Raw genomic sequence first — 22,985 nt, forward strand, 5'->3', positions numbered from 1 at the left:
TGTTTGGAACATTTTTCAGAAGTTTTAAGACGGTACAAAAATGTTTGGAACAATTACTAAAAATTTTGAAGCAGGACGAAAATGTTTGGAACAATTGCTAAAAATTTTGATACAAGATAAAAATGTCTAAAACATTGGGTAGAAAATATTTGTAGGAATAGTAGAATAAAACGAATAACTAAAATAAGGCGATTATGAAAAATAAACGATTAGAATTTAATTTCCAACGGTTATGGAATAGCGAATATTCCTTAATCGTGGAGCGAATCATAGAAATGGTGAAACGGCATAATCCCGAGTCGTTACAACTCAAACGCCCTTATGAGGCATTGGCAGCTTACAAAGACGATTTGGCTAAGATTGAAAAACAAGTCAAAGTCAGCGGATTTACTGCCGAGCTGAGCGAGTTAGACAATCTTCGTGACCGCATAACGAGCTATCTTTTCACACAGATACAATCGCTCAAACGATTGGAGATTGCCCCCTATTCGGAAAATGCTAAAATTTTAGAACAGTTTTTTACCTCTTACGGATATAATCGCAATCTGATTCGTGAAAACTACACCTCGCAGACCGATAACACTAAAAAAATGCTGGGGGCAATTGCCAAAGATACAGCCGTTCAGAATGCTTTTGATGCACTGCACCTGACAGACCTTCTTACGCGGTTAGGCAAGGCGAATACGGATTTCGATACGTTATTTCGCACACGTAATACCGAACTCTCGCAAGTGCCTGATGTGAATATCAAAAACATTCGTGCCGAAGTAGATCAAGTACTCACCAAGCTATTTACCGCTATCGAATTCTGCAAGGAGGAGTATCCCGACAAAGATTACCTCCCGCTAATTAACGAGCTTACGGAACTTTTAAACTATCATAAAGCCCAAATAAAAGCTCGTAAAGGAAAGAAAAACAACGAAAACAAATCTCAATAATGATAGGTATAAAGGATTTAGTTGGAGCGTTTTTCAATACAATTTTTTAATGATTTAATAGAAAAAAAATGAAAAAAATAACATATTTAATAGTAGCAACAGGGCTATTATGGGCTTGTTCTAAAGAAATAGAAATCCAAAAGAATACAGACCTTTCTTGGGAAGTGGATAAGAAAATTCAAGATGATGATATTCGTAATATCATTGGCTATGACCCTCGATTTGATTATGTATATTTCCCTGAAACGATTTCTGATATACCGATGCTCTCCTTGGGTGAAGTGCCACTTGTAGGAAAAAACACCAAAACGATTACACTTCAAAAAACTGGAAAATCTGTTCAAGAAGATTTGCAAGTAACACTTAGTTATGATGCTTCTATTTTTGAAAGCATAAAAGATAAGTACACAGGATTTGAGCTTGGTGATGCATCATTGGTTAAAATCAGCGAGAGTACCAAAACGATGACTAAGGAAATGCAATCCGTAACTTTTCAGATTAGTACAGAAAACGATTCAAAGTTAAACAAAAAACTTATTATTCCGTTTTCAGTAAAAGCTAATAACGAAAAAGTGAAAGGAGTTACAGGGAAGGATTATTTCGTGGTAAAAATTTTCCCTAAAAAGGTAGAAGTTACCCCCGAAGCTACAGAGATAGAAGCGGCTGTTAATATTAAGAACGGAGTCCTTACAATTGCAGATTCTGAAATTAGGGTAACACTTAAAAGCAGTCAAAAATTACCTTCTGGGATTAAAGTAGGCTTGGTACGCGATGCTGCATCTTTACCTAATGGAGAAAAGATCGCACCTACTGGCGTAGAAGGAACGCTTCCAAAAGTAGATTTCGAGGACAGAATGCAAAATATGTCTTTCAATTTGGATATCACTAAGCTCCCTGTTGAGAGAGCATCGTATGTGTTGCCTCTAAAATGGTTGGTGTATGACAATACGGGCAAGTCTTACGAGTTGAATGATAATGTTATATTGGTAACAATTGGGGTAAAGGATAAAGTCCTTACTGATAATCCAAACAACAGTGTAGGGTCTAATGGAGCAGCTACGGGAACAAGAGTGCCTTTCTCTGCAATTAGTTTTAAATTCAAGTCGCAAACCAACACAGGACATCCAGAGGCAATGGTAGATGGAAAAGAAACAGTAGCAAGTTATTTTAATGCCCTTAACCAGTATTTGTATTTCGGGTTTGATAAAGAAAGAATCATAAAATCCATCCGAATCAAAGCAGCACCTACACATACAATAGGAAGTTGTGCGGTGTATGCATCTTCTGATGACGATTTCAAAGAACAAGGAACTGCTAATTTCACAGAAGTTGGAGGGATATATACCATTACCTTTAAAGAGTCTATTCCTGTAAAAAATATAGCTCTCGGAGAATTTTTCTCACAAAGAGGCGGTCATTTTGCTTGGTATGAGATTTATGAAGTAGAGTTCTACGAAGAATAAAAACAATGTCATATCCATTAAAAATGAAATTTTAATGGATATGATTTTTAAAAGCATATTAACATATAATATTACTCAAAATGAAAAAAATACTATATTCAATAACCATAATAGGATTTTTGTTTGCCTGTTCTAAAAACGAGATAGAAATCCAAAAAAACACTGACCTTTCTTGGGAAATAGACAAGAAAATTCAAGATGATGATATCCGTAACCGCATTGGGAAGGATTATGATAAGGTATTGCTCTATTTGGAAGATTCGGATGCAGATATAGAGTTTATAAAAATAGGAAACAATGTTTTGGGACTGGTACAAGATCAAGTAACAACTAAAATTCTGCTATCCCAACCCTCCCTATACAGAAGATGTAAAAGCCACTATAAAATTTGATACTGAAAAAACCAAAGAATATATTCAGAAAAATTCGATCAAAGGTTATAAAGCATTTTCTGAAACCGATGTACAGCTATCTGATACTGAAATCATCATTCCTAAGGGTGAAACCTCAAAAGAAATTACCTTCACACTTCCATCTGCTCTAAACAATGGCAATTTGGTGGCAATATATACTTTGGGATTAACCACTCAAAAAGGTGATTTGATTGTGCCAACATCCAAAGCAAGTATAAGTGTAGTCATAGCCGAGAGTGGAAACAACATTGAGAGTTCTTACGAGTATAATCCACGCAAAGGTTCAAGAATCGATGGGAAAACAATCACAGCAAACTTTACCAAAGGTACGTTACTATGCTAAAAGTCTAAAAGTTTTTTCAGATGGTATGGAAATAGGAACTGCACACTTTGACAAAGAATATCAACTAGGCGATAGATATTACACACTCAATTTCAAAAAGCCAATCAAAGCAAGCAGCCTAACTCTCACAAATTTTGTAAAAGCGGTAGATTTTTCCAATGGAGTTACTTTTGCCGAAATTGATTTCTATCAGGAATAACAAATAATACAATATAAAAAAACTACCCTTTTTGGGTAGTTTTTTTATTATAATTTCATTGAAAATCTTGAATTTACCTACAAAAATTAGAAGGTTTGAAGTGTTTTTCTATTACTCTATTTCGGCTATTTCTTTCGGAAGTTTCATCTTTTGAGCCAAAACAGATAGGTCTTTTAGACTAATATCTCCCAAAAGAGTAAGTAATACAGACTCTTGCGAAGAATTACTATTGACATACATTAGCAGTTCTGAAAAATGGTCTGCATTTTTTCCTTCTCTAACAAAAAACTTCACATTGCTCGTCTTGTCTTTCACTCGTACCAACTCTTGAAGAGAAGCCGATTTTTGATAAGAACTTACATCTGCTCGCATCTGTTCGGCAATTTTTCTATTCTGTGTTGTATAGATTTTAAGTCCTGTAAGTTTTTTAGCTATTTGCATAAACTCTTGGGTTTCTGTATCTGTGGCTTCTATTTTTGAAAACATTTCAAACATTTTCTTAGAAACCTCTATTACTTCTACATCTTCTTTGTCTGCGTACTTATCAAACAAAGATTGTGAAAAAGTAGTAAAACTACATAAAATTAGTCCTATACCGAATATTCTTTTTAGTTTCATATGTTTTTTTATTATTATATAACAAATTTCTTGCCAAATTACAAAAATTAAATTTTTTCTTTTATTTTATATCGTTTTTCTTTTTCTTTGGTACGAAGAATAATTTCTCCTAAAAATCCTGCCAAGAAAAATTGCGTCCCAATAATCATTGTAGCCAATGCAATATAAAACTCTGGACGATTAGTTATCAATCGATTATACGGATTTATAAATAATTTGTCAATTCCCATATATGTAGCAAAACACAATCCAATAAAAAACATCAATACGCCCAAAGCTCCAAACAAATGCATAGGTTGTTTGCCAAAACGCGAAATAAAACTGATAGTTAGTAAATCTAAAAATCCGTTTATAAATCGATTTAATCCGAATTTGGTTTTGCCATATTTGCGTGCCTGATGCTGTACAACTTTTTCTGTAATTCTCTCAAAACCAGCATTTTTGGCAAGTACTGGTATGTATCTGTGCATCTCTCCGTGTACATCTATATTCTTAATCACCGAACTATGATAGGCTTTGAGCCCACAATTAAAGTCGTGAAGTTGGAGTCCTGAGGTTTTTCGTGCCGCCCAGTTAAAAAGTTTGGAAGGTAGATTTTTGGTGAGTTTGTGGTCATAACGTTTTTTCTTCCACCCTGAAACCAAATCCCATTTTTCATCAATAATCATTTGATACAGAGTAGGTATTTCATCAGGACTATCTTGCAAATCGGCATCCATTGTAATAATTACTTCGCCTTTGGCTTGTTTGAATCCAGCGTTGAGTGCTTGTGATTTTCCAAAATTGCGCCGAAAACGAATTGCTTTTACATTTTTATCTTTTTCATTGAGTTTTTTTATCACTTCCCACGATTGATCTTTGCTCCCATCATCAACAAAAATAATTTCGTAAGAGAGACCTCTTGCTTGTACCACATTGGCAATCCAAGAGTATAGCTCTTCGAGCGATTCTTCTTCATTGAGTAGTGGAATAATTATAGATAATTGCTTCATTTACAAATATATTAAAATCTTTTTTGTGTAAGTTTCATCAGTGCCGACATTCCCAAAGAAATAAAAAAACCAAAAAATAAATTACTTACAAGCGATAAATTGAATTGCATAAAAGGCGTGCTACTTTTCTGCATATTTTGCTTAACTTGTAAGAGTTCCTTTTCGGTCATTTCAGGATATAATGCTTGTTGTTGTTCTAATTGTAACTCCATTGTTTTCTGTAAAAATTGGGTATCCAAATACGTAATAAGAACCACCTGATAAACAGCTATAAGCAAAGCTCCTACAAGCGTTATTCCTATACCTATTTTGAGTATCTGCGAAAAACGAAAATGATGGTGTGAAGAAAAAGTAATTTTTTCTTTTCGAAATGCTCTTTGAGCAAAATAAATGCCCAATCCTATGCAAAAAAGCATTAGGAAAATAGGTATAATACCAAAAATAATTCGGGATATTATCGTGTTTTGATAAAGAAATCCGCCAAAAAATTGCACTAATGACAAACCTACTGACAAACCTCCGAAAAACAATCCGTAAGTGAAAATTATTTTCCTTGTATTCATAACGCAATTAGAATAATATCATTTTGTTTTCTGCAAAGATATTAAAAAAATATAAATTTTGAATATATAAAGATACGATTTGTACAAAAAAGCCACTCCCATAAGAGTGGCTTTTGGTATTGAACACAATTTTTTTTATTTATAGACACTTTCTTTTTTGAAGTGCTTAGTTAGTAAGTAATACATAACCGCACGATATTTTTGGCGGTTCGATTTACCATATTGTTCAATAACAGCTTCGATACCTTTGTCAAGCTCTGGGCTGTCTTTTAGTCCTAATTTTTTGATTAGGAAATTTTGCTTCACACGGTCAAGCTCTGCTTGGTCGGTTGAAGAAACCGTCGATGCATCAGCATTGTAGATTGAAGGACCACATCCAATAGTTACTTTGGTTAGCAAATCAAGGTCTGCTGTTACGCCACATTTTTCTTTCAAATCAGCAGCGTACTTTGTAATTAGTTCATCTCTTTTACTCATACTAAATTGTATTAAAAAATTATTTGGCGAAATTTACGGCTATTTTTTTAAATATGAAAAATATTCGAGTAAAATTTTATCATTTATTTTCCGTGGAGTGAAAACTTCAAGCAATTTAGGGCATTGCGAAGGATTGAAAAAATCTGCTAATGCCATTTTTGTTGTTGGTAAATCGCTTGCCTTAGTATATTCCCACCCATACATTTGGCATAGATATTCAGCAGAAAGTCCATGGGGTGTTTCAAAAAAAGATTCAAAAACGGGTAATTCTTTATCAGTAGGCAGTATTCGGAAAATTCCTCCTCCGTCATTATTTATCAAAATCAAGCGAAAATTAGTCGGGGTATATGCACACCAAAGTGCATTACTATTGTAGAAAAAACTCAAATCACCCGTTATAAAAATTGTGGGTTTTGAGTTTATTATTGACGCTCCAATCGCTGTTGATGTGCTTCCATCAATACCGCTTGTCCCTCGATTACAGAAAACTTCCCACGAACTTTTCGAAGGAAAAAGCTGCGCATATCGAATGGCTGAGCTATTGCTTATCTGTACCTGGTATTCTTGCCCTATGGATTGAAAAATAGCTTGATAAACAGCCATATCCGAATACGGAATATTGCTAAGATATGCTTCTCTTTTCTGGTAAATATTCTGAATAAAATTTTGCCAAAATGGTTTATATTCTGATGAAACAATGGGTAACTCCTCTCCTATTTGTTCAAAAAAAGATTCAATATCTGTTTTGAAATGATGCGTCAGGCAAAAATAGGTATCATATCCTACATACGGGTCAATATGATAATGTGATTTGGGGCGATTCTCTCGTAAAAATTCTTTTATTTTTTTAGAAACAATCATTCCTCCAAAAGAAATTAGCATTTCGGGACGCAATTTCTCTTTTAAAAATGTATCAACCTCAACAGGAACAAGTAATGTATCTATCATCTGAAAATGAGACGAATGAACCATATTAGATGTCGTTTCGGTCAGAACAATAACTGAGGGGTCTTGACTGAGAAACTCAACCCATTTCTGTGCCAACGAATTGGGTTTCAGCGTACCGACCAATATCATTTTCTTTGTTGCCGTAGCCCAATCCGAAAGAAAATGCTGTATATATGCCTCTGATAATTTTTCTTTTTCTCTTACATTCGTCTGATTTTCAAAAGGTAACAATGTATATGTTGTTCTGTAAAGCGGTTCTTCAAAAGGTACATTGATATGTACAGGCAATTGTTTTTCAAAAGCAATATTGAGTGCTTTATTAAGTTCTTCTTCGTTATATTTTAGTAAATTAGTTTGTTCAGAAAGATTGGCATTATATATTGTATGATTTGCCAATACATTGACTTGTCGAATAGTTTGCCCATCGCCAATGTCAATTTTATCCGTAGGTCTATCGGCAGAAATAACCACTAGTGGGGTATTGCTATAAAATGCCTCACTTACAGCTGGATAATAATTAAGTACTGCCGACCCCGATGTACACACAACTGCCACAGGTTTAGAAAGTTGTTGCGATATACCAAGAGCGAAAAAACCTGCCGAACGCTCATCAACAATACTATAACACGTAAAAAAAGAATCTGTTGTAAAGCCAATAGTTAATGGAGCATTACGCGAGCCAGGTGACAATACAATATGCCTAATGTTTTTGGCTTTGCATGCCAAAACAATTTGCTGTGCCAAAGGAATTTCTGGGTACATAATTATAATTTTGAGATATTTATTGTGTGAAATAAATAAGCTTTCTCCGATAAACGGTTAGTAGTTTCGATTTGGAAATAAATCCGAAGTACTTTCCTTGTTGAACAACAGGCAAGTTCCAAGCACTGGTTCTTTGAAATTTGTCCATTACATCAGCCATTTTATCTTTCTCTAAGTGTATAATAGCTGGTGGGGGTTGCATCATTTCAAGTGCAGGAATTTTCTCATACAATGAGGTTTCAAACATCAGATGGCGAATATCATCTAATAAGATAATTCCTTCCAAAGTTTGCTTTTCTCTGTCCAATACAGGAAATATATTACGATTAGATACTCGTATAGCTTGATTGACAATATCGCCTAACTTCATATCAGTATAAACAGGTACAAAATTCTTTTCTATAACGGACTCTATCTCCATCAATGTCAATATAGCTTGGTCTTTATTTTGGGTTATTAACTCTCCTTTTCGCCCTAATTCTTTGGTATAGATGGAATAGGTATTAAAATATTTTGCTACCGAATAAGCCACAGCAGCAGTAAGCATTGCTGGAACAAAGAGTTTATACCCTCCAGTTACTTCGGCAATTAAGAAGATAGCTGTAAGTGGTGCGTGTAGTACACCGGTCATAAGAGCAGTCATGCCAACCAGCGTGAAGTTGGGTAAGTTGGCTTGATAGGGTAAAAAGTTTAACTGATTGATAATTCGTCCAAAACAATTGCCCATTATAGCTCCCATAAAAAGCGATGGAGAAAATATTCCCCCTACACCACCTGCTCCAAAGGTAAGCGAACTGGCTATAATCTTGAAAAAAACTAAACTTCCTAAGAGAATAATCACTATCCACGGATTGGTCAAATCCCAATTAAAGATATTTTCTTTGAGCGAAAATTCAGGATGTCCTTCTTTGAGGTGGTTGATAATTTCGTGTCCTTCTCCATAGAGAGGAGGCATTAGAAAAACTAATACTCCCAAAAGGCTTCCTCCGATAACAATACGTAGTGCATTTGACTTCATTTTAGAAAAAATAGCACCTATTTTCTCATAGACGAATGATACATATGCCGACATCAACCCCCCGATGATGCCTAACAAGATATAAAAAGGGATATCTTTGAGTTGAAAAATTCCTTGTACATTGATAGGAATTAGTACTGCATTGCCAAAAAAGAAGTACGAAGTCAAAACTCCTGAGAGCGAAGCAATGAATAAAGGTACTAATGATGAAAGAGTAAGATCTAAACCAAATACTTCAATAGCGAATAATATCGCTGCCAAAGGTACTTTGAATATAGCCGCTAATGCTCCTGCACAGGCACACGCCAAAAGTAGCATTCGGTCAGACTGATTGATATGAAAGAAGCGAGCTAAATTGGAACTTATTCCTGCACCAGTTACTACCATCGGGCCTTCAAGCCCAACAGAACCACCGAAACCTACCGTTATAGGAGCTGTTAGAAGGCTACCATACGCCTGATATCGCTTCATAATGCCTTTGTTCTTAGCTACTGCCGACAATACAGAAGGTACTCCGTGGCTTACACTATGTCTTATAATATACTTTTTGACCAAAAAGACAATAAAAAAACCAATTATCGGGAAGATAAAATAAAACCCATAGTTAATATACTTGACAATATTTCCTTCTAAAACCCATTGTATAAAATGCGTAAAGGAACGCATAACCAAAGCGGCTACCCCCGAAGCTATTCCTGAAACGGCACTAAGTATTAGAATAAAATGCCGATTGGAAATATGCTTGGCTCTCCATATTAGTAAGCGCTTATACCAAGGTTGATTTTTTTTATACATACGCTATTTTTGACCTTTATATAAAAGAAAAAGATTATACGAGATGATGTTGAATAAGTATTTCTTTCATTTGTTGTTGTATTTGCAAAGCCTCATTGGTAGCTTTTTGTGCAAAATCAAGCTCAGATGATGCGTAAAGAACCGACCGAGAGGCATTGACCAGAAGACCAACCTCTTGTGTAAGCCCCCACTGGCAGACTTCGGTTAGGCTTCCTCCTTGTGCGCCGATACCTGGAATCAACAGAAAATTATCAGGCACTATCTGGCGTATTTCTTTAAGATATTGGGCTTTGGTTGCTCCCACTACATACATCAGTTGTTGGCTACCTTCCCATTTTTGAGAGGTTTCCAATACCTTTTTGTACAATGCTTGATTGGCTACAGGTTGAGTTTGAAAGTCAAAAGCCCCTTGATTGGAGGTCAAAGCAAGCAGAATGGTAACTTTGTTCGGATATCTAAGAAAAGGTTCTACTGAATCTTTGCCCATATACGGGGCTACCGTTACACTATCAAATTGCAAATCGTCAAAGAAAGCCTTGGCATACATCGCCGAGGTATTACCTATATCGCCACGCTTGGCATCGGCAATGGTAAAAATATCCGGATACGCTCTATTTATATAATCGATTGTCTTTTCAAGAACTACCCACCCCTTAGTTCCCATAGCTTCATAGAAAGCGGTATTGGGTTTGTAAGCGACCACTAAGTGATGTGTGGCATCAATAATGGCTTTGTTGAACTCGAAAATAGGGTCTTTCTCGGCAAGTAAGTGCTTGGGTATCTTATCTAAATCGGTATCAAGACCAATACAAAGGAATGATTGCTTCGAGCGAATTTGCTCTACCAACTCAGTTATAGAAAAATGCTTCATGGTTTCTGTGTAAAAATCATTCTCTGAGCGATTTCATTTCGTTTTTCAACACCATAAAGTTTCTCGACCAAGGTTAAAGCAAATTCAAAAACGCTGGCAACACTCTTGCCTGTGATAATATGCCCATCAACAACCACCGGTTCAGACGAAACTTCTTTACTATCTATCGCACCAGCAAAGGTCGGATAGCAAGTAACTATACGATTGTTCAGAATATCAGCCTGCGACAATACCAGTGGAGCGGCACAAATAGCTGCAATATACTTTTGTTTTGCATCGAACTGACGGATAATTTCTAACAAACGTTCGTTTTCTTTGAGAGACATTACATTTTGCTCTCCACCAGCAAGAACAATCATTTGGCAATTATTCAAATCAACCTGATTGAAAAGCGTATCAGTGAAAACAGTAATGCCATTAGCTCCTTTTATCTTACGCCTGTTTATCATTGAAGCTATTTGTACGGATATTTGAGCTCTGCGAAGTATATCAACGACACCTACCAGCTCCATCTCCTCTACTCCATCTGTTATAAATACAACTACTTCCATTATTTTTTTATTTTTTGATTTTCAATTTTTATTTTTTGTTCGAATTTTTTTTATTTTTCCTAATTATTTTAATTACTCGGGAGGGCAAAGTTGTGTATTTTCTTTGTTAATATCCCGATTGTACTGAAGAATCACCTGTTACAATGGCTATTCCGTTAGAAGTTCCTATTCTATCTACCCCCAAATAAATGTAGTCCATAGCGGTTTGTCTATCGCGAATACCTCCTGATGCTTTTACTTTGGCATCACCTTTTACAGCATTTTTCATAAGTTTTACATCTTCAAAGGTAGCTCCTGCACTACCAAAGCCGGTTGATGTTTTGACAAAATCGGCTCCGGCATCAACACATAGTTTGCAAGCCAATTTTTTCTCTGTTTCGTCCAAATAACAGGTTTCAAGAATAACTTTCAATATGCGTTTGCCAGTTTCATTTTTGATAAAACTAATTTCTTGCAACACTTCGTTAATCCGTTTTGATTTGAGCCAACCGATATTAAGCACCATATCAATTTCGTCAGCGCCATCGGTAAGGGCTCGCTCTGCCTCAAATAGCTTAGCGCGAGTACTCATCGCTCCAAGAGGAAAGCCCACTACGCTACACACACTCACGTCCGAATTTCTTAAAAGTTCTGCTGCCAATGGCACATAACAACTATTAACACATACTGAAAAAAACTTGTATTCCATAGCTTCGTTACAAAGTTTTTCAATATCTAAACTGGTTGCCGTAGGTTTTAGCAACGTATGGTCAATGTATTTTTCTAATCTCATAATCAATGATTGTTAATTGTTATTTATTATATGTTATTTCTTATTTTTCTACTGATTTTTTATTTTTTAGGTTGTCGGTACCCCCCGACAGTACTTTTTACCCACTTGACTATGCTGTTGGTACCCCCCGAGAGCGCTTTTTACCGGCTTAACTATGCCGTCGGTACCCCCCGAGAGCAATTTATTGCAATTTTTTATTGATAATTCGATACATATAATCTTGCATAAAAGCTCTTAAATCGGTAGTGGTTTTATCTATTTCTGTATTTATTTCTTTATCAAGCAAATTATTCTTCAAGGCTTCATCATCAATTCTATAAATTCCGTTGAGTTGTCCATCGGTATTCATTATCTGAATATAATTTCCTTGCATCAGTTGGTAAAATTTGTCATTAGAAATATATGCTCGTGGAGGTTCTTTGTCCGAAAAAAGACTTCTTCCCCACGACCGAAAAGGTTTTTCATAGCCCAACAAATCAACCAATGTAGGATAAATATCAATCTGTTGCGCTATCTGGTGCGAAATTCCTTTTGGAACTAAATCGGCATTCGGACTATAAAACATAATAGGTACGCCCGTACCAGTTATAGGCTGTTTATATGCATTATAATACACCTGATTGGTGTGGTCGGCAGTGAAAACAAATATTGTATTGGTAAACCAATCCTCTTTTTGGGCGCTCTGAAAAAACTGCTTCAAGGCATAGTCCGTATATCCGATACACTGATGTATGTCTAGGTGTCCTTTGTCAAATTTTCCTTCGTATTGTTTTGGAACTTTAAACGGATGATGAGACGAAAGGGTGAAAATCGTAGCCATAAAAGGCTGTTTCTTGGTACAGATTGTTCTATTCATAAATTGGAAAAAGGGTTCGTCCCAAATGCCCCATATTCCATCATAATCAGCCTCATTGTTATATTCGTTTTTTCCGTAGTAATGATTGAAACCCAAAATATTAGAAAACCCCAGAAAACCCATCGAACCATTAGGAGCTGAATGGAAAAAAGAAGTATCATACCCCATTTCATTACAAATAGAAACAATTGATTGCGTGGGTTGTTTCACAAAAGGAGAAGACGTATAAGCTACCTGAAAGGTCGGTATCCCCGCCAAGATAGAAGACATTCCGTGTATGGACTGGCGACCATTGGCATACGCATTGTCAAACACAGCCGAATGTTGCGCCAACGAGTCCAAAAAAGGTGTATAAGATAGAAAATCAGGTATTTTACGTTCGGTATTCATACTTCCCCAGTATTCTCTCCCGAAGCTCTCCAAGATGAAAATCACTACGTTGGGTTTGGTTTCTACCACTCGCGTATAATTTTTTATAGGGTGTATATTTTCTTCTATATACTGCTGAGTTACAAACTGATATTCTTTGAACCCTTTGTTCTTTCCGATAGTACGAATTAGAGTAAAAGGCGTATTGAGAATAGCGTCGGCATGTGCCGAAAGCGTTACATGACGGCTTGCATCAAGTATATTGATAGGGCGAGTTGCCGTTGCCAAATCGCCCCCACGGATACCTGCCAACGTACCCAGCCCAATTATCAAAAAACCAATTAGCGATGTGATAAGATATGTGCTTGTTTTTTCTACTTTCTGTGGGTGAATTTTTATCTTTTTATACAGAAAAATCCATATCCATATCAGTACGGCAAACAAAACAAGCATATACCAGTACATAGTTAAGAATGTCAGAAAGAATGTTCCTTTATTTTGTTCGTTTTCTACCACTGCCATTGATGCCGTTGTCAGCCTTGATTTGCTAAACGGATAATAAACCATATCAATAAAATTGGTAGCATAAGCCAATGTGTTGGTAATAAAATAGGTGTAAAAAACGATTCTCTGATAATACGCCTGTGTGTTTATCCACAAAGGTAAGATACTTAACAAGATAAAGAGTAAGTTTACATACAAAATTGCCGTAGTATCAAAGGCTATTCCGTAGTAAAACAACTTAGAAATCAAAGCAAAAGAAAGGTCGCCCATTGTTTCTTTCTGAAAAAACAAAAACAAACATCGAGCAACGAAATAAAATACATATACCAACAAAATACGATACAATAATACGAGATATTCTCGCCATCGCAAGTTTTTCATTCAGATTGTTTTTAAAATCAGGCAAAGGTACGAAATAAATAAAACTCTGTGAAAATTTTAATAGTTTTTTAGCTTCTTATATTAACACGATTATATGACCTTTTTTCATATCACTCTATTTAAGATTGTGTTATAAAAAGCGTGTTTAATTTTATCATCAAAAATGAAAAGTATCATTTCTAACAAATGCTAAACTTCTTGTCATTTTGAGCAAAATCAAGAAATAATATTAAGTAAGGAGGAGAATTTTGTTTAGCCTGGCAAACAATATTTATTTTTCGTACATCATACTTTTTAAATCCCTTTCTAAATTACATTCTCAAATGATAATCAGCAAGCACTATGGCACTCATCGCCTCTACAATAGGTACGGCACGCGGTACAACACAAGGGTCATGCCTTCCTTTTCCTTGTATAGTAACTATATTTCCGTTGGTATCAATGGTTTTTTGCGGTTGCATAATAGTTGCCACAGGTTTAAAAGCCACACGAAAATAGATATCCATTCCGTTGCTTATACCTCCTTGTATGCCTCCTGAAAAATTTGTTTGAGTACTTCCATCAGAATTAAAATTATCATTGTGCTGACTACCTTTGAGTTTTGTTCCCTCGAAACCACTTCCGTATTCGAAGCCTTTTACGGCATTTATCGAGAGCATTGCTTTTGCCAAGTCTGCTTGTAATTTGTCAAAAACTGGTTCTCCCAATCCTATGGGAACATTTTGAATTACACAGGTTACAATGCCACCAATGGTATCGCCTTCTTTGCGAATTTGCTTAATATATTGTTCCATCTGCATTGCCAATTGTGGGTCAGGACAACGAACAGCATTTTTTTCTATATTGTTAAAATCAAGTTGATTATATGGTTTATCTAACGAAAGATTACCAACCGCCGAAACATAGGCTATAATACGTATCTGTGGAATGATTTGTTTGGCAATAGCTCCAGCAACTACCCGACAGGCTGTTTCGCGAGCAGAACTTCGTCCTCCACCTCGATAATCGCGATATCCGTATTTTTTATCATATACAAAATCGGCATGACTGGGACGATACGCTTGTTTTATATGCAAATAATCCTCTGAGTGTTGATTTTCATTTTCAATAATAAATCCAATAGGAGTTCCTGTGGTTTTTCCTTCAAAAATTCCTGAAAGAAAACGAACCTTATCGGTTTCTTTTCGTTGAGTAACAATAGAAGATTGTCCTGGTTTCCGCCGATTTAGTTCATTTTGAATAGCTTCTAAATTGAGTATAATTCCTGGCGGACAGCCATCTATTACGCCTCCAATAGCTTCACCATGCGATTCGCCAAAAGTCGCCAGTCGAAAAGTATTTCCAAATATATTTCCAGCCATTTTTACAAAATTTATAAGTTTTCTTTTTCTATAATTGATACTTCATACATTTGATTAAAAGTTTCTAATACACGAGACACTTCTGCTTTGCGTACTTCAATCAAAATATAACAATTCAATTCCATTTTCTGACTAATTACCGAGAGATTTCTTTCTTTAATTATACGCATTACCTTATTCATATTCTTATAATCAAATTTAATTTCAAAAATCTGGTTAATTGTTCTCTCTTCAACAATAGCCTCTTGCAATGTCAATTGAGCAGTTGTTTTGTACGCATTGATAAGACCTCCAACACCGAGTTTTATTCCTCCAAAATATCGTACAACAATAACTAATACATTGGTAAAGTCAAAGGATAGTATTTGCCCATAGATTGGGAGACCTGCCGTACCATTAGGTTCTCCATCGTCATTAGCTCTGTACTGCTTTTTGTCTTTGCCTAATTGCCAAGCATAACACCAATGACGAGCTGAAAAATGTTCTTTTTTAACAATTTCCAAATATTGTTTTGCCTCATCTTCTGATGATATAGGAAAAGCATATCCTAAAAATTTGCTACTTTTATCCTTGAAAACAACTTCTGAAATAGGATTTTTTATAGTTCGGTATGTATCTTTTTCAGTCATATTTTTTGATTTTCAAACCAAAGCAACAAATCATCACCAATAGCTTCTTTTTTCTGTGGAACGGCAAGCAACATAGGCGCCTTTATTCCTTTCTCAAAAATGCTTTTCCCAATAAAAACACGTGCTTCGTCCCAAAGATTAGCATCTATGAATTGTTGTAAAGTAAAAGCTCCTCCTTCTATTATGACACTTTGTATTTTTTGCTCAAAAAGGTATTCGCAAATCTGCTTTGGAACTGATTGATGAAAATCAATTCGATGAAAATCTATATTATCCACTGATTTTTTTTCTTTGGAAGAAAAAATGACTGTTGGTGTTTTTGCATCAAAAACAGAAAAAGACAAAGGAATTTCCAAGTCAGCATCTATAACTAACCTCAGCGGATTTTTTCCTGCCCAATGTCGAGTAGTAAGCGCAGGATTATCATCCAAAATCGTATTTTTCCCAACCAAAATAGCCTGTTCTTCACTTCGCCATTTATGAGTTATTTGTTGAGAAAGACTTCCACTTATCCAAATAGGATTTTTCGTATCTCTAACAGTAGGAGCAATAAAACCATCAGCAGTTTCTGCCCATTTTAAGATAATATATGGACGATTTTTATTATGAAAAGTAAAAAATCGTTTGTTTATCTTACGACATTGTTCTTCTAAAATTCCGACCTCTACCTTACAACCTGCATTTCGTAATTTTTCAATCCCTTTGCCTGAAACCTCACAAAAAGTATCTTTGGTTCCAACAACGATATTTTTGATATTTTTACTAATAATTAAATCGGCACAAGGTGGAGTTTTCCCAAAATGACTACAAGGTTCAAGCGTTACATATAGAGTACTTTGTGGCAGTATCTGTTGATTTTTCACACAAGAAATTGCATTTACTTCGGCATGAGGCATTCCCGCTATATAGTGCCACCCCTCACCTATTATCGTTTGCTTATGAACAATTACACAACCCACCATCGGATTTGGATATGTAGTTCCCAATCCGTTTTGAGCCAATTGCAAGCAGCGTTGCATATATTTTTCGTGTTCCATAAGTGCAAATATACAATTTTCAATAGTAATAAAAAGAAAAAGACGTGAAAAATCACGCCTTCTAACCAAAATTATTATTTTTAATAAAATAAAACTAATAACAACTGCGGAATCATAATACGCATAAAGGTCGTGAGTGGATACACGGCTGCATACGTAACAGCAGGAGCATCAGAACCCGTAACATCGTGAGCAAAAGCTAAAGCAGGTGGGTCTGTTTGCGAACCTGAAAGTAATCCACATATTTCAAGAAAATTCAGTCGTAAATAAAAACGAGCTACCAATGAAACTACAATCAAAGGAACAAGCGTAATAACTGCACCCATAAGCATCCAATTTAGACCATTACCTTCAACAAGTGTCTTAACAAAATCAGCTCCTGCTCCCAAACCGACACTTGCCAAGAATAACACAATTCCTATTTCACGTACCATCAAATTGGCACTATGGGAAACGTAATGTGTAACCGAAAAACGCCCTCCATAACGGCTTACCAAAATTGCCATAATCAGAGGACCGCCTGCTAAACCGAGTTTTACAGGAAACGGAATACCTGGTATATGAAACGGAATAGAACCCAATAAAACACCAAGAACAATTCCGAAGAAGAGTTCAGCAATATGCGGTGTTTCCATTCGTTTTTTAGAATTTCCAAAAACTTTTTCAATCATACGAATGTGTGCCTCGTCTCCCACAACCGTAATTGTATCGCCAAATTGAAGTTTAGTATCTCCATCAGGAATAAATTCAATTCCTGCACGATAAACCCGACTAATCGTAACCCCAAAACGTTCACGTACATCGAATTCTTCCAATTTTTTAGAATATGCCATTTTGTTGGTAACATTCATTCGACGCGAAACAATATTGGTATGTTCTTCACTGAATAACGAAACATCACTTTTTGAACCAATAAGTGTACTAAGTCGCTCAAATTCTTTCGGACTAGCAACCAAAAGTAAAATATCTTTTTCTCGAAGAATCGTATCTTTATCTACCAAAAGTACTTCCTGATCTCGATATAACCTTGAAATCACAAAATTCATACCCAAAGTTTGACGAATAATCATTATATTTTTGTCAAAAAGTATCGGATTTTCAACTTTAATTGCAATTTTATCAACACTTGATATATTTTTGCTATGTTTCCATTGATTAAGTCGCTTTTCAGCATCAAGATTAACTTTCAAAACGGATTTGAGAAAAAGCATTACTATTATAATCCCCAAAACCCCAAAGGGATAGGCTACTGCATATCCGTTGGAAACGTTGGAAAGCACCCCATCAATAGTCTCTTGGGGTATTCCTCTAGTTCCCATAACATCAATAATAGTTTGTTGCCCAGCTCCTAATCCAGGAGTATTGGTTACTGCTCCTGACATAATTCCTACCAATTCTGGCATTTGTGTTCCCGTAGTAAAATGAAGAACAATGACTGTTATTACGCAGGTTATCACCGAGAGTATGGCCAAACTATTGAGTTTAAGCCCTCCTTGCTGAAACGAAGCAAAAAAACCAGGCCCTACCTGCAAACCTATTGTATATACGAACAAAATTAGTCCGAATTCTTTAACAAAATGCTGTATATGCCCATCTACTACAAAACCAAAATGAGCTGCCAAAATTCCCATAAACAACACACAAGTAATTCCAAAAGAAATACCAAAAATACGAACTTTACCAAGAGCAACCCCTGCTGCAATTACAAAAGCATAGATAATAGCTGTATAGGCTGGGCTGTGATGATCTGTAAATAATTTTTCAATCCAATCAGGTAAAAAAGCAATTACATTGTCCATAAAAAGATAAAATTTTACATAATTCTGGGCAAATATACAAGTTTTTTTTCGGATAAATAAAAAGAACTTTTGTCTGTCATAAGAAGATTTTACGAAAACGATAATTACAAAAAAGAAAAATACTTAAAAATTCTTTTTTTAAAAAAGAAATCGTATTTTTGCTAACGTTTAATTCAATATAAATTCTTATGAAAGGTTTTTTCAAAATCCCAAAGGCTGTCAATGAGCCTGTAAAATCATATGCTACAGGTTCTCCTGAACGCAAAGAAGTTTTAGAACAATATAACCAATTATTTCATTCGGTTATTGATATTCCTCTATATATCGGAGCTGATGAAGTTCGTACGGGCAATACGAGAAAAGTAACCCCTCCTCACGACCATAAGCATGTAGTGGCTACATATCATTTGGCTGATGAAACAATCGTAACCAAAGCTATTGAAACAGCTTTGGAAGCTCGTAAAAAATGGTCAAAACTTCCTTGGCAAGAAAGAGCAAGCATTTTCTTGAAAGCTGCCGAACTTATTGCAGGGTCTTACCGAGCCAAAATCAATGCAGCAACGATGATTGCACAATCGAAAACAATTCATCAGGCTGAAATTGATTCAGTCTGTGAATTGATTGATTTTCTTCGATTCAATGTCCAATATATGGCTGATATTTACAACCAACAACCTGAATCTTCAGCAGGAATCTGGAACTATGTTTCATATCGACCTTTGGAAGGATTCGTATATGCTGTTACTCCTTTTAATTTCACGGCTATCTCAGGTAATTTACCTGCAAGTGCTGCTATGATGGGCAATGTAGTTGTTTGGAAACCAAGCGATAAACAAGTATATTCAGCCAAAGTAATTGTTGATGTTTTCAAAGAAGCAGGACTTCCTGACGGGGTAATTAACGTCGTATATGGAAATGCCAAAATGATAACTGATACTATTTTAAACAGACCTGAGTTTGCAGGAATTCATTTCACAGGTTCAACATCTGTTTTTCAAGATATTTGGAGAGAAATCGGAAATAAAATACATACTTACAATACCTATCCACGCATTGTAGGAGAAACCGGTGGAAAAGATTTCATCATTGCACACCCTTCGGCTCATGCACAACAAGTGGCAACAGCCATTACTCGTGGAGGATTTGAATATCAAGGACAGAAATGTTCAGCTGCCTCACGGGTGTATCTGCCTAAATCAAAATCAGATGAAATTATTTCTTTGGTTAAAAAAGATATTGCTTCTTTCAAAATGGGAGCTCCCTCTAATTTTGAAAATTTCATAACGGCAGTTATTCACGAGGCATCATTTGACAAATTGGCATCATACATAGATAGAGCCAAAGCCTCTGACCAAGCCCAAGTAGTTGCAGGAGGAAAATACGACAAATCCAAAGGTTACTTTATAGAACCCACTCTAATTGTAACGACCAATCCTCAGTACGAAACAATGACAACCGAACTTTTTGGTCCTGTGGTTACAATTTATGTATATGAAGATGATAAATGGACAGAAACCTTAGATTTGGTGAATAATACATCTGAATACGCCCTTACAGGTGCTGTATTTTCGCAAGACAGATATGCTCTTAGTCAAGCTATTGAGAAATTAGAAGATGCTGCGGGCAACTTTTACATCAATGATAAACCTACTGGAGCTGTTGTAGGGCAGCAACCTTTTGGAGGGGCAAGAGCCTCTGGAACAAACGATAAAGCAGGGTCTGCACAAAATTTACTTCGTTGGGTTTCGCCTCGGCTTATCAAAGAAACTTTTGTACCTGCTGAAAATTATCGATACCCTTTCCTTGATAAAGAATAATTTTTAAAAAAAAGACATAAAACTATTGCTTATTTTTAAATATTTTCGTATCTTTGGTTTCAAGAAAAAGCTTTTGTCAAACCTTTAAATTTTTATAGATATGAATAATATACTTGTACCGGTTGATTTTTCAGAAAAATCAAACCAAGCGCTTGATGTAGCTGTTCAATTAGCTAAAAAAAACAAAGCAAAAATTACACTTTTGCATTGTGTTGAACTTCCTGTACGTTATACTACTCGGTCAAGTTCAGAACTTCCTGAGGCTTTGTTTTTCATAAAAACAGCACAAAAAAAACTCGCGGAAGTATCAGAACAAGTTACCAACAAATCGGTTAATGTAATTCCTGTATTGGAGACTAATTCTATAGCTGATAGTGTTGAAAATATTATCGAAAAAGGATTTATAGACCTTATTGTAATGGGCTCTACGGGAGCTACGGGAGCTAAAGAAATTTTCATTGGCTCAAATGCAGAAAAAGTAGTACGTTCAGCATCAGTACCTGTTTTGGTTATCAAAGATAAAACGGACATAAAAACATTAAAAAAGATTGTTTTTGCCTGTGATTTCTCTCAAAAATATGAGAATGCTTTTCAAAAGGCTGTCGAATTTGCCAAAATGATTGGTGCTAAGATTGATTTTGTGTATATCAATACACCTTATGCGTTTCGAACCAGTCGTGAGATAAAAGAATTTATGGAAGAATTTACTTCAAGCCATAAAGAAATACGATCACACAACACACACTGGTACAATGATTTTCGGATTGAAGATGGAATTATCAATTTTGCAGAAGACCATCAAAGTGATCTAATTTGTATGTTTCCTATCCGCAGAAGTGGTATTGCGCATTTCTTCAATGGAAGTATAAGTGAAGATATTGTCAATCATTCTGACAAACCCGTTCTTACTATTAAACTGTAATCTGATAATTATAAAAGTTTTATGAAGCATTGTCTTCATAAAACTTTTTTTGTTACAGAACTTTTACACTCAAATTTTTTACCCAACCCGTTTTCCCGTCTGCAATTTTTATTTTGAACCAATCGCTAAGTTGGTCTATAATTTCTACTTTGGTACCTTCGTGGAGTGTAAAAATCTCTTGGCTATACGTGTTAGGCTCTGCGTACACATGGATTACTTTATCAAACAAAATTCCATAACGATTACTCTGTTGCTCTCTCTGGGCAATATTACCAATCCAATAACTCCCTACTGAAATCGTTACAAAAACAATCATCAATGTAAAATATAAACGTTTTTGCCAAACTTTTTCCAACATATAATATGCCAAAAAACTCACAACAAACAATACCATACACACAATAGCTTGTATGCCCCAATTATCAGCAGAATGCCACGAAGTAATACGTTTTGCTATCTTAGCAAACCATGTTTGTGGCAAAGGAGTTATGTTGTCAATGGTCATTTGTTGGGCAAATTTCAGATTATTAAGTACATCTGAATCAGTAGGTGAAAGTTGCAGTGCTTTTTCGTAGTAATAAATACTTTGTGCTACATCACCTTTTTTGTAATGAGCATTTGCTAAATTGTAATACAATGCTGTAGAGTGCTTTTTCTCTCCCAAAATTTGCATATAAGCATCTATCGCTTGTTGATATTTTCCTTCACTATAGGCTTTTTGTCCTTGTTCAAATAGCGAATTTTGAGCATTGACAAAAGTTGTAATTAGCAACAGAATATAAATTATTTTTTTCATCATTTTATTTTTAAAAAACTATATATTTTTCAAAGAATAGGTAATAATGCTTTGTATAAAACAGCCATTTGTTCAAATGCTTAATTATTTTTTTTTCTTACATTTCTTTTCTGAGCTATGAAAATAACGATTTACCAACTCTTTATTTTGTAACAAACGAAAATCAACTATTGATATCGTACTATAATACAAAAATCCCATAAAAATGAGTATATAAGGTTTGTCTATCAAAAGTCCCTCTGCCGTTTTTACTTGCAAGTAAGCCTCTGATTTACTGAATGTTTCATCCAGAGCAAATGGTGGTAATATTTTATTTACAAATACTGATCCCATCAATAATATAAAATAAATACTTGCAGCAAATATAGACATTAGAATTATTCTATGCTTTATCTGTTTATTAACATTGAAAAATGCAAAGCGCATACGAGTTAAAATCGTTGTTAGGTATATTATCAAAATAGTGTTATCTCCTATACGAAGTGATGCATTTAAACCCCAAGCAAACAAGCCATATATCATAAAAAATAACCAAATAGAATATTTCGGAGGTAAAAACACCATAAATATTCCAGAATGTACCATTATAAACTCAAAAAGCATCAAAACAACAAAACTATATACTCTGTAAGCATCTTGATCGGTAGCAAAACACCACAAATATCCATATGCAAAAGCCAAAGTAACTGTTTGCAAGACACTAGCATATTCAAAAGGTTTATCAAAGCGTTCTAAAATATTCATTTATTTGCTAAAATTACTTTTTGTTAAAGTTTCTGCTGTCTTCTATG

Annotated in this window: 23 protein-coding genes; 7 read left to right on the forward strand and 16 right to left on the reverse strand. The window is 35.3% G+C overall.

What is annotated here, in order from left to right; translation table 11 throughout:
- The first annotated feature begins 194 nt into the window (after nt 1-194).
- The 5 genes from OO775_RS03105 (at nt 195) to OO775_RS03125 (ending at nt 3,356) form a co-directional block, all read left to right on the forward strand.
- The gene (locus tag OO775_RS03105) at nt 195-938 is read left to right on the forward strand and encodes a DUF6261 family protein (protein WP_264845547.1); all 744 of its coding nucleotides are present in this window, start codon (nt 195-197) and stop codon (nt 936-938) included.
- 68 nt (nt 939-1,006) lie between these two features.
- Nucleotides 1,007-2,401, forward strand: a complete 1,395-nt coding sequence (locus OO775_RS03110; RefSeq protein WP_264845548.1) for a hypothetical protein — start codon at nt 1,007-1,009, stop codon at nt 2,399-2,401.
- 80 nt (nt 2,402-2,481) lie between these two features.
- Complete coding sequence (locus tag OO775_RS03115; protein WP_264845549.1) at nt 2,482-2,793, forward strand: hypothetical protein; 312 nt, start codon at nt 2,482-2,484, stop codon at nt 2,791-2,793.
- Nucleotides 2,794-2,815: 22 nt separating this feature from the next.
- Nucleotides 2,816-3,157, forward strand: a complete 342-nt coding sequence (locus OO775_RS14205) for a hypothetical protein (protein WP_507762578.1) — start codon at nt 2,816-2,818, stop codon at nt 3,155-3,157.
- Nucleotides 3,108-3,356, forward strand: coding sequence for a hypothetical protein (locus OO775_RS03125; protein WP_264845551.1), 249 nt, complete (start codon nt 3,108-3,110; stop codon nt 3,354-3,356). The genes OO775_RS14205 and OO775_RS03125 overlap by 50 nt, the downstream gene beginning before the upstream one ends.
- Nucleotides 3,357-3,467: 111 nt before the next feature.
- Here the strand turns inward: OO775_RS03125 and OO775_RS03130 are convergent, their stop codons facing one another.
- From OO775_RS03130 to OO775_RS03195, 14 genes are all read right to left on the reverse strand, one after another.
- Nucleotides 3,468-3,974 (reverse strand): GFO_1090 family protein, encoded by a 507-nt coding sequence (locus OO775_RS03130; RefSeq protein ID WP_264845552.1) that lies wholly within the window; start codon nt 3,972-3,974, stop codon nt 3,468-3,470.
- Between the two features lie 47 nt (nt 3,975-4,021).
- A complete protein-coding gene (locus OO775_RS03135) occupies nt 4,022-4,966 on the reverse strand; it encodes a glycosyltransferase family 2 protein (RefSeq protein ID WP_264845553.1) in 945 nt (314 codons plus the stop codon).
- An 11-nt stretch (nt 4,967-4,977) separates the two neighbouring features.
- On the reverse strand, nt 4,978-5,529 hold the full coding sequence (locus tag OO775_RS03140) for a DUF4199 domain-containing protein (RefSeq protein WP_264845554.1): 552 nt from the start codon (nt 5,527-5,529) through the stop codon (nt 4,978-4,980).
- Between the two features lie 135 nt (nt 5,530-5,664).
- Nucleotides 5,665-6,006 carry a DUF2853 family protein gene (locus OO775_RS03145; RefSeq protein ID WP_264845555.1) on the reverse strand — a complete coding sequence of 114 codons (342 nt, stop codon included), beginning with the start codon at nt 6,004-6,006 and terminating at the stop codon, nt 5,665-5,667.
- Nucleotides 6,007-6,045: 39 nt separating this feature from the next.
- The gene (menD, locus tag OO775_RS03150; protein WP_264845639.1) at nt 6,046-7,719 is read right to left on the reverse strand and encodes a 2-succinyl-5-enolpyruvyl-6-hydroxy-3-cyclohexene-1-carboxylic-acid synthase; all 1,674 of its coding nucleotides are present in this window, start codon (nt 7,717-7,719) and stop codon (nt 6,046-6,048) included.
- A gap of 16 nt (nt 7,720-7,735) precedes the next feature.
- Nucleotides 7,736-9,529, reverse strand: a complete 1,794-nt coding sequence (locus OO775_RS03155) for a chloride channel protein (RefSeq protein ID WP_264845556.1) — start codon at nt 9,527-9,529, stop codon at nt 7,736-7,738.
- Between the two features lie 34 nt (nt 9,530-9,563).
- The gene (pyrF, locus tag OO775_RS03160; RefSeq protein ID WP_264845557.1) at nt 9,564-10,400 is read right to left on the reverse strand and encodes an orotidine-5'-phosphate decarboxylase; all 837 of its coding nucleotides are present in this window, start codon (nt 10,398-10,400) and stop codon (nt 9,564-9,566) included.
- Entirely contained in the window at nt 10,397-10,951 is a 555-nt protein-coding gene (locus OO775_RS03165) for a DJ-1 family glyoxalase III (RefSeq protein ID WP_264845558.1), read from the reverse strand. The genes pyrF and OO775_RS03165 overlap by 4 nt, the downstream gene beginning before the upstream one ends.
- 106 nt (nt 10,952-11,057) lie before the next feature.
- Nucleotides 11,058-11,723: a deoxyribose-phosphate aldolase gene (deoC, locus tag OO775_RS03170; RefSeq protein WP_264845559.1), complete on the reverse strand. Its 666-nt coding sequence runs from the start codon at nt 11,721-11,723 to the stop codon at nt 11,058-11,060.
- 181 nt (nt 11,724-11,904) lie between these two features.
- Nucleotides 11,905-13,833 carry an LTA synthase family protein gene (locus OO775_RS03175; RefSeq protein WP_264845560.1) on the reverse strand — a complete coding sequence of 643 codons (1,929 nt, stop codon included), beginning with the start codon at nt 13,831-13,833 and terminating at the stop codon, nt 11,905-11,907.
- Nucleotides 13,834-14,144: 311 nt separating this feature from the next.
- Nucleotides 14,145-15,194, reverse strand: coding sequence for a chorismate synthase (gene aroC, locus OO775_RS03180; RefSeq protein WP_264845561.1), 1,050 nt, complete (start codon nt 15,192-15,194; stop codon nt 14,145-14,147).
- A gap of 11 nt (nt 15,195-15,205) precedes the next feature.
- Nucleotides 15,206-15,823 (reverse strand): IMPACT family protein, encoded by a 618-nt coding sequence (locus tag OO775_RS03185; RefSeq protein WP_264845562.1) that lies wholly within the window; start codon nt 15,821-15,823, stop codon nt 15,206-15,208.
- Nucleotides 15,820-16,860: a bifunctional diaminohydroxyphosphoribosylaminopyrimidine deaminase/5-amino-6-(5-phosphoribosylamino)uracil reductase RibD gene (ribD, locus tag OO775_RS03190; RefSeq protein ID WP_264845563.1), complete on the reverse strand. Its 1,041-nt coding sequence runs from the start codon at nt 16,858-16,860 to the stop codon at nt 15,820-15,822. Before ribD ends, OO775_RS03185 begins: the two co-directional genes overlap by 4 nt.
- Before the next feature lie 80 nt (nt 16,861-16,940).
- Nucleotides 16,941-18,659, reverse strand: a complete 1,719-nt coding sequence (locus OO775_RS03195) for a putative transporter (protein WP_264845564.1) — start codon at nt 18,657-18,659, stop codon at nt 16,941-16,943.
- Nucleotides 18,660-18,847: 188 nt separating this feature from the next.
- On the opposite strand from OO775_RS03195, the gene pruA reads away from it, so the two are divergent.
- On the forward strand, nt 18,848-20,476 hold the full coding sequence (gene pruA, locus OO775_RS03200) for an L-glutamate gamma-semialdehyde dehydrogenase (RefSeq protein ID WP_264845565.1): 1,629 nt from the start codon (nt 18,848-18,850) through the stop codon (nt 20,474-20,476).
- Nucleotides 20,477-20,576: 100 nt separating this feature from the next.
- Entirely contained in the window at nt 20,577-21,398 is an 822-nt protein-coding gene (locus tag OO775_RS03205) for a universal stress protein (protein ID WP_264845566.1), read from the forward strand.
- 52 nt (nt 21,399-21,450) lie between these two features.
- Here the strand turns inward: OO775_RS03205 and OO775_RS03210 are convergent, their stop codons facing one another.
- Both OO775_RS03210 and OO775_RS03215 read right to left on the reverse strand, forming a co-directional pair.
- A complete protein-coding gene (locus OO775_RS03210; RefSeq protein WP_264845567.1) occupies nt 21,451-22,194 on the reverse strand; it encodes a tetratricopeptide repeat protein in 744 nt (247 codons plus the stop codon).
- Nucleotides 22,195-22,278: 84 nt separating this feature from the next.
- Nucleotides 22,279-22,938 (reverse strand): hypothetical protein, encoded by a 660-nt coding sequence (locus OO775_RS03215; RefSeq protein ID WP_264845568.1) that lies wholly within the window; start codon nt 22,936-22,938, stop codon nt 22,279-22,281.
- Nucleotides 22,939-22,985: the final 47 nt, after the last annotated feature.

It is taken from the genome of Capnocytophaga catalasegens, from assembly GCF_026005215.1.
In the GTDB taxonomy this organism is placed as follows: Bacteria; Bacteroidota; Bacteroidia; order Flavobacteriales; family Flavobacteriaceae; genus Capnocytophaga; species Capnocytophaga catalasegens.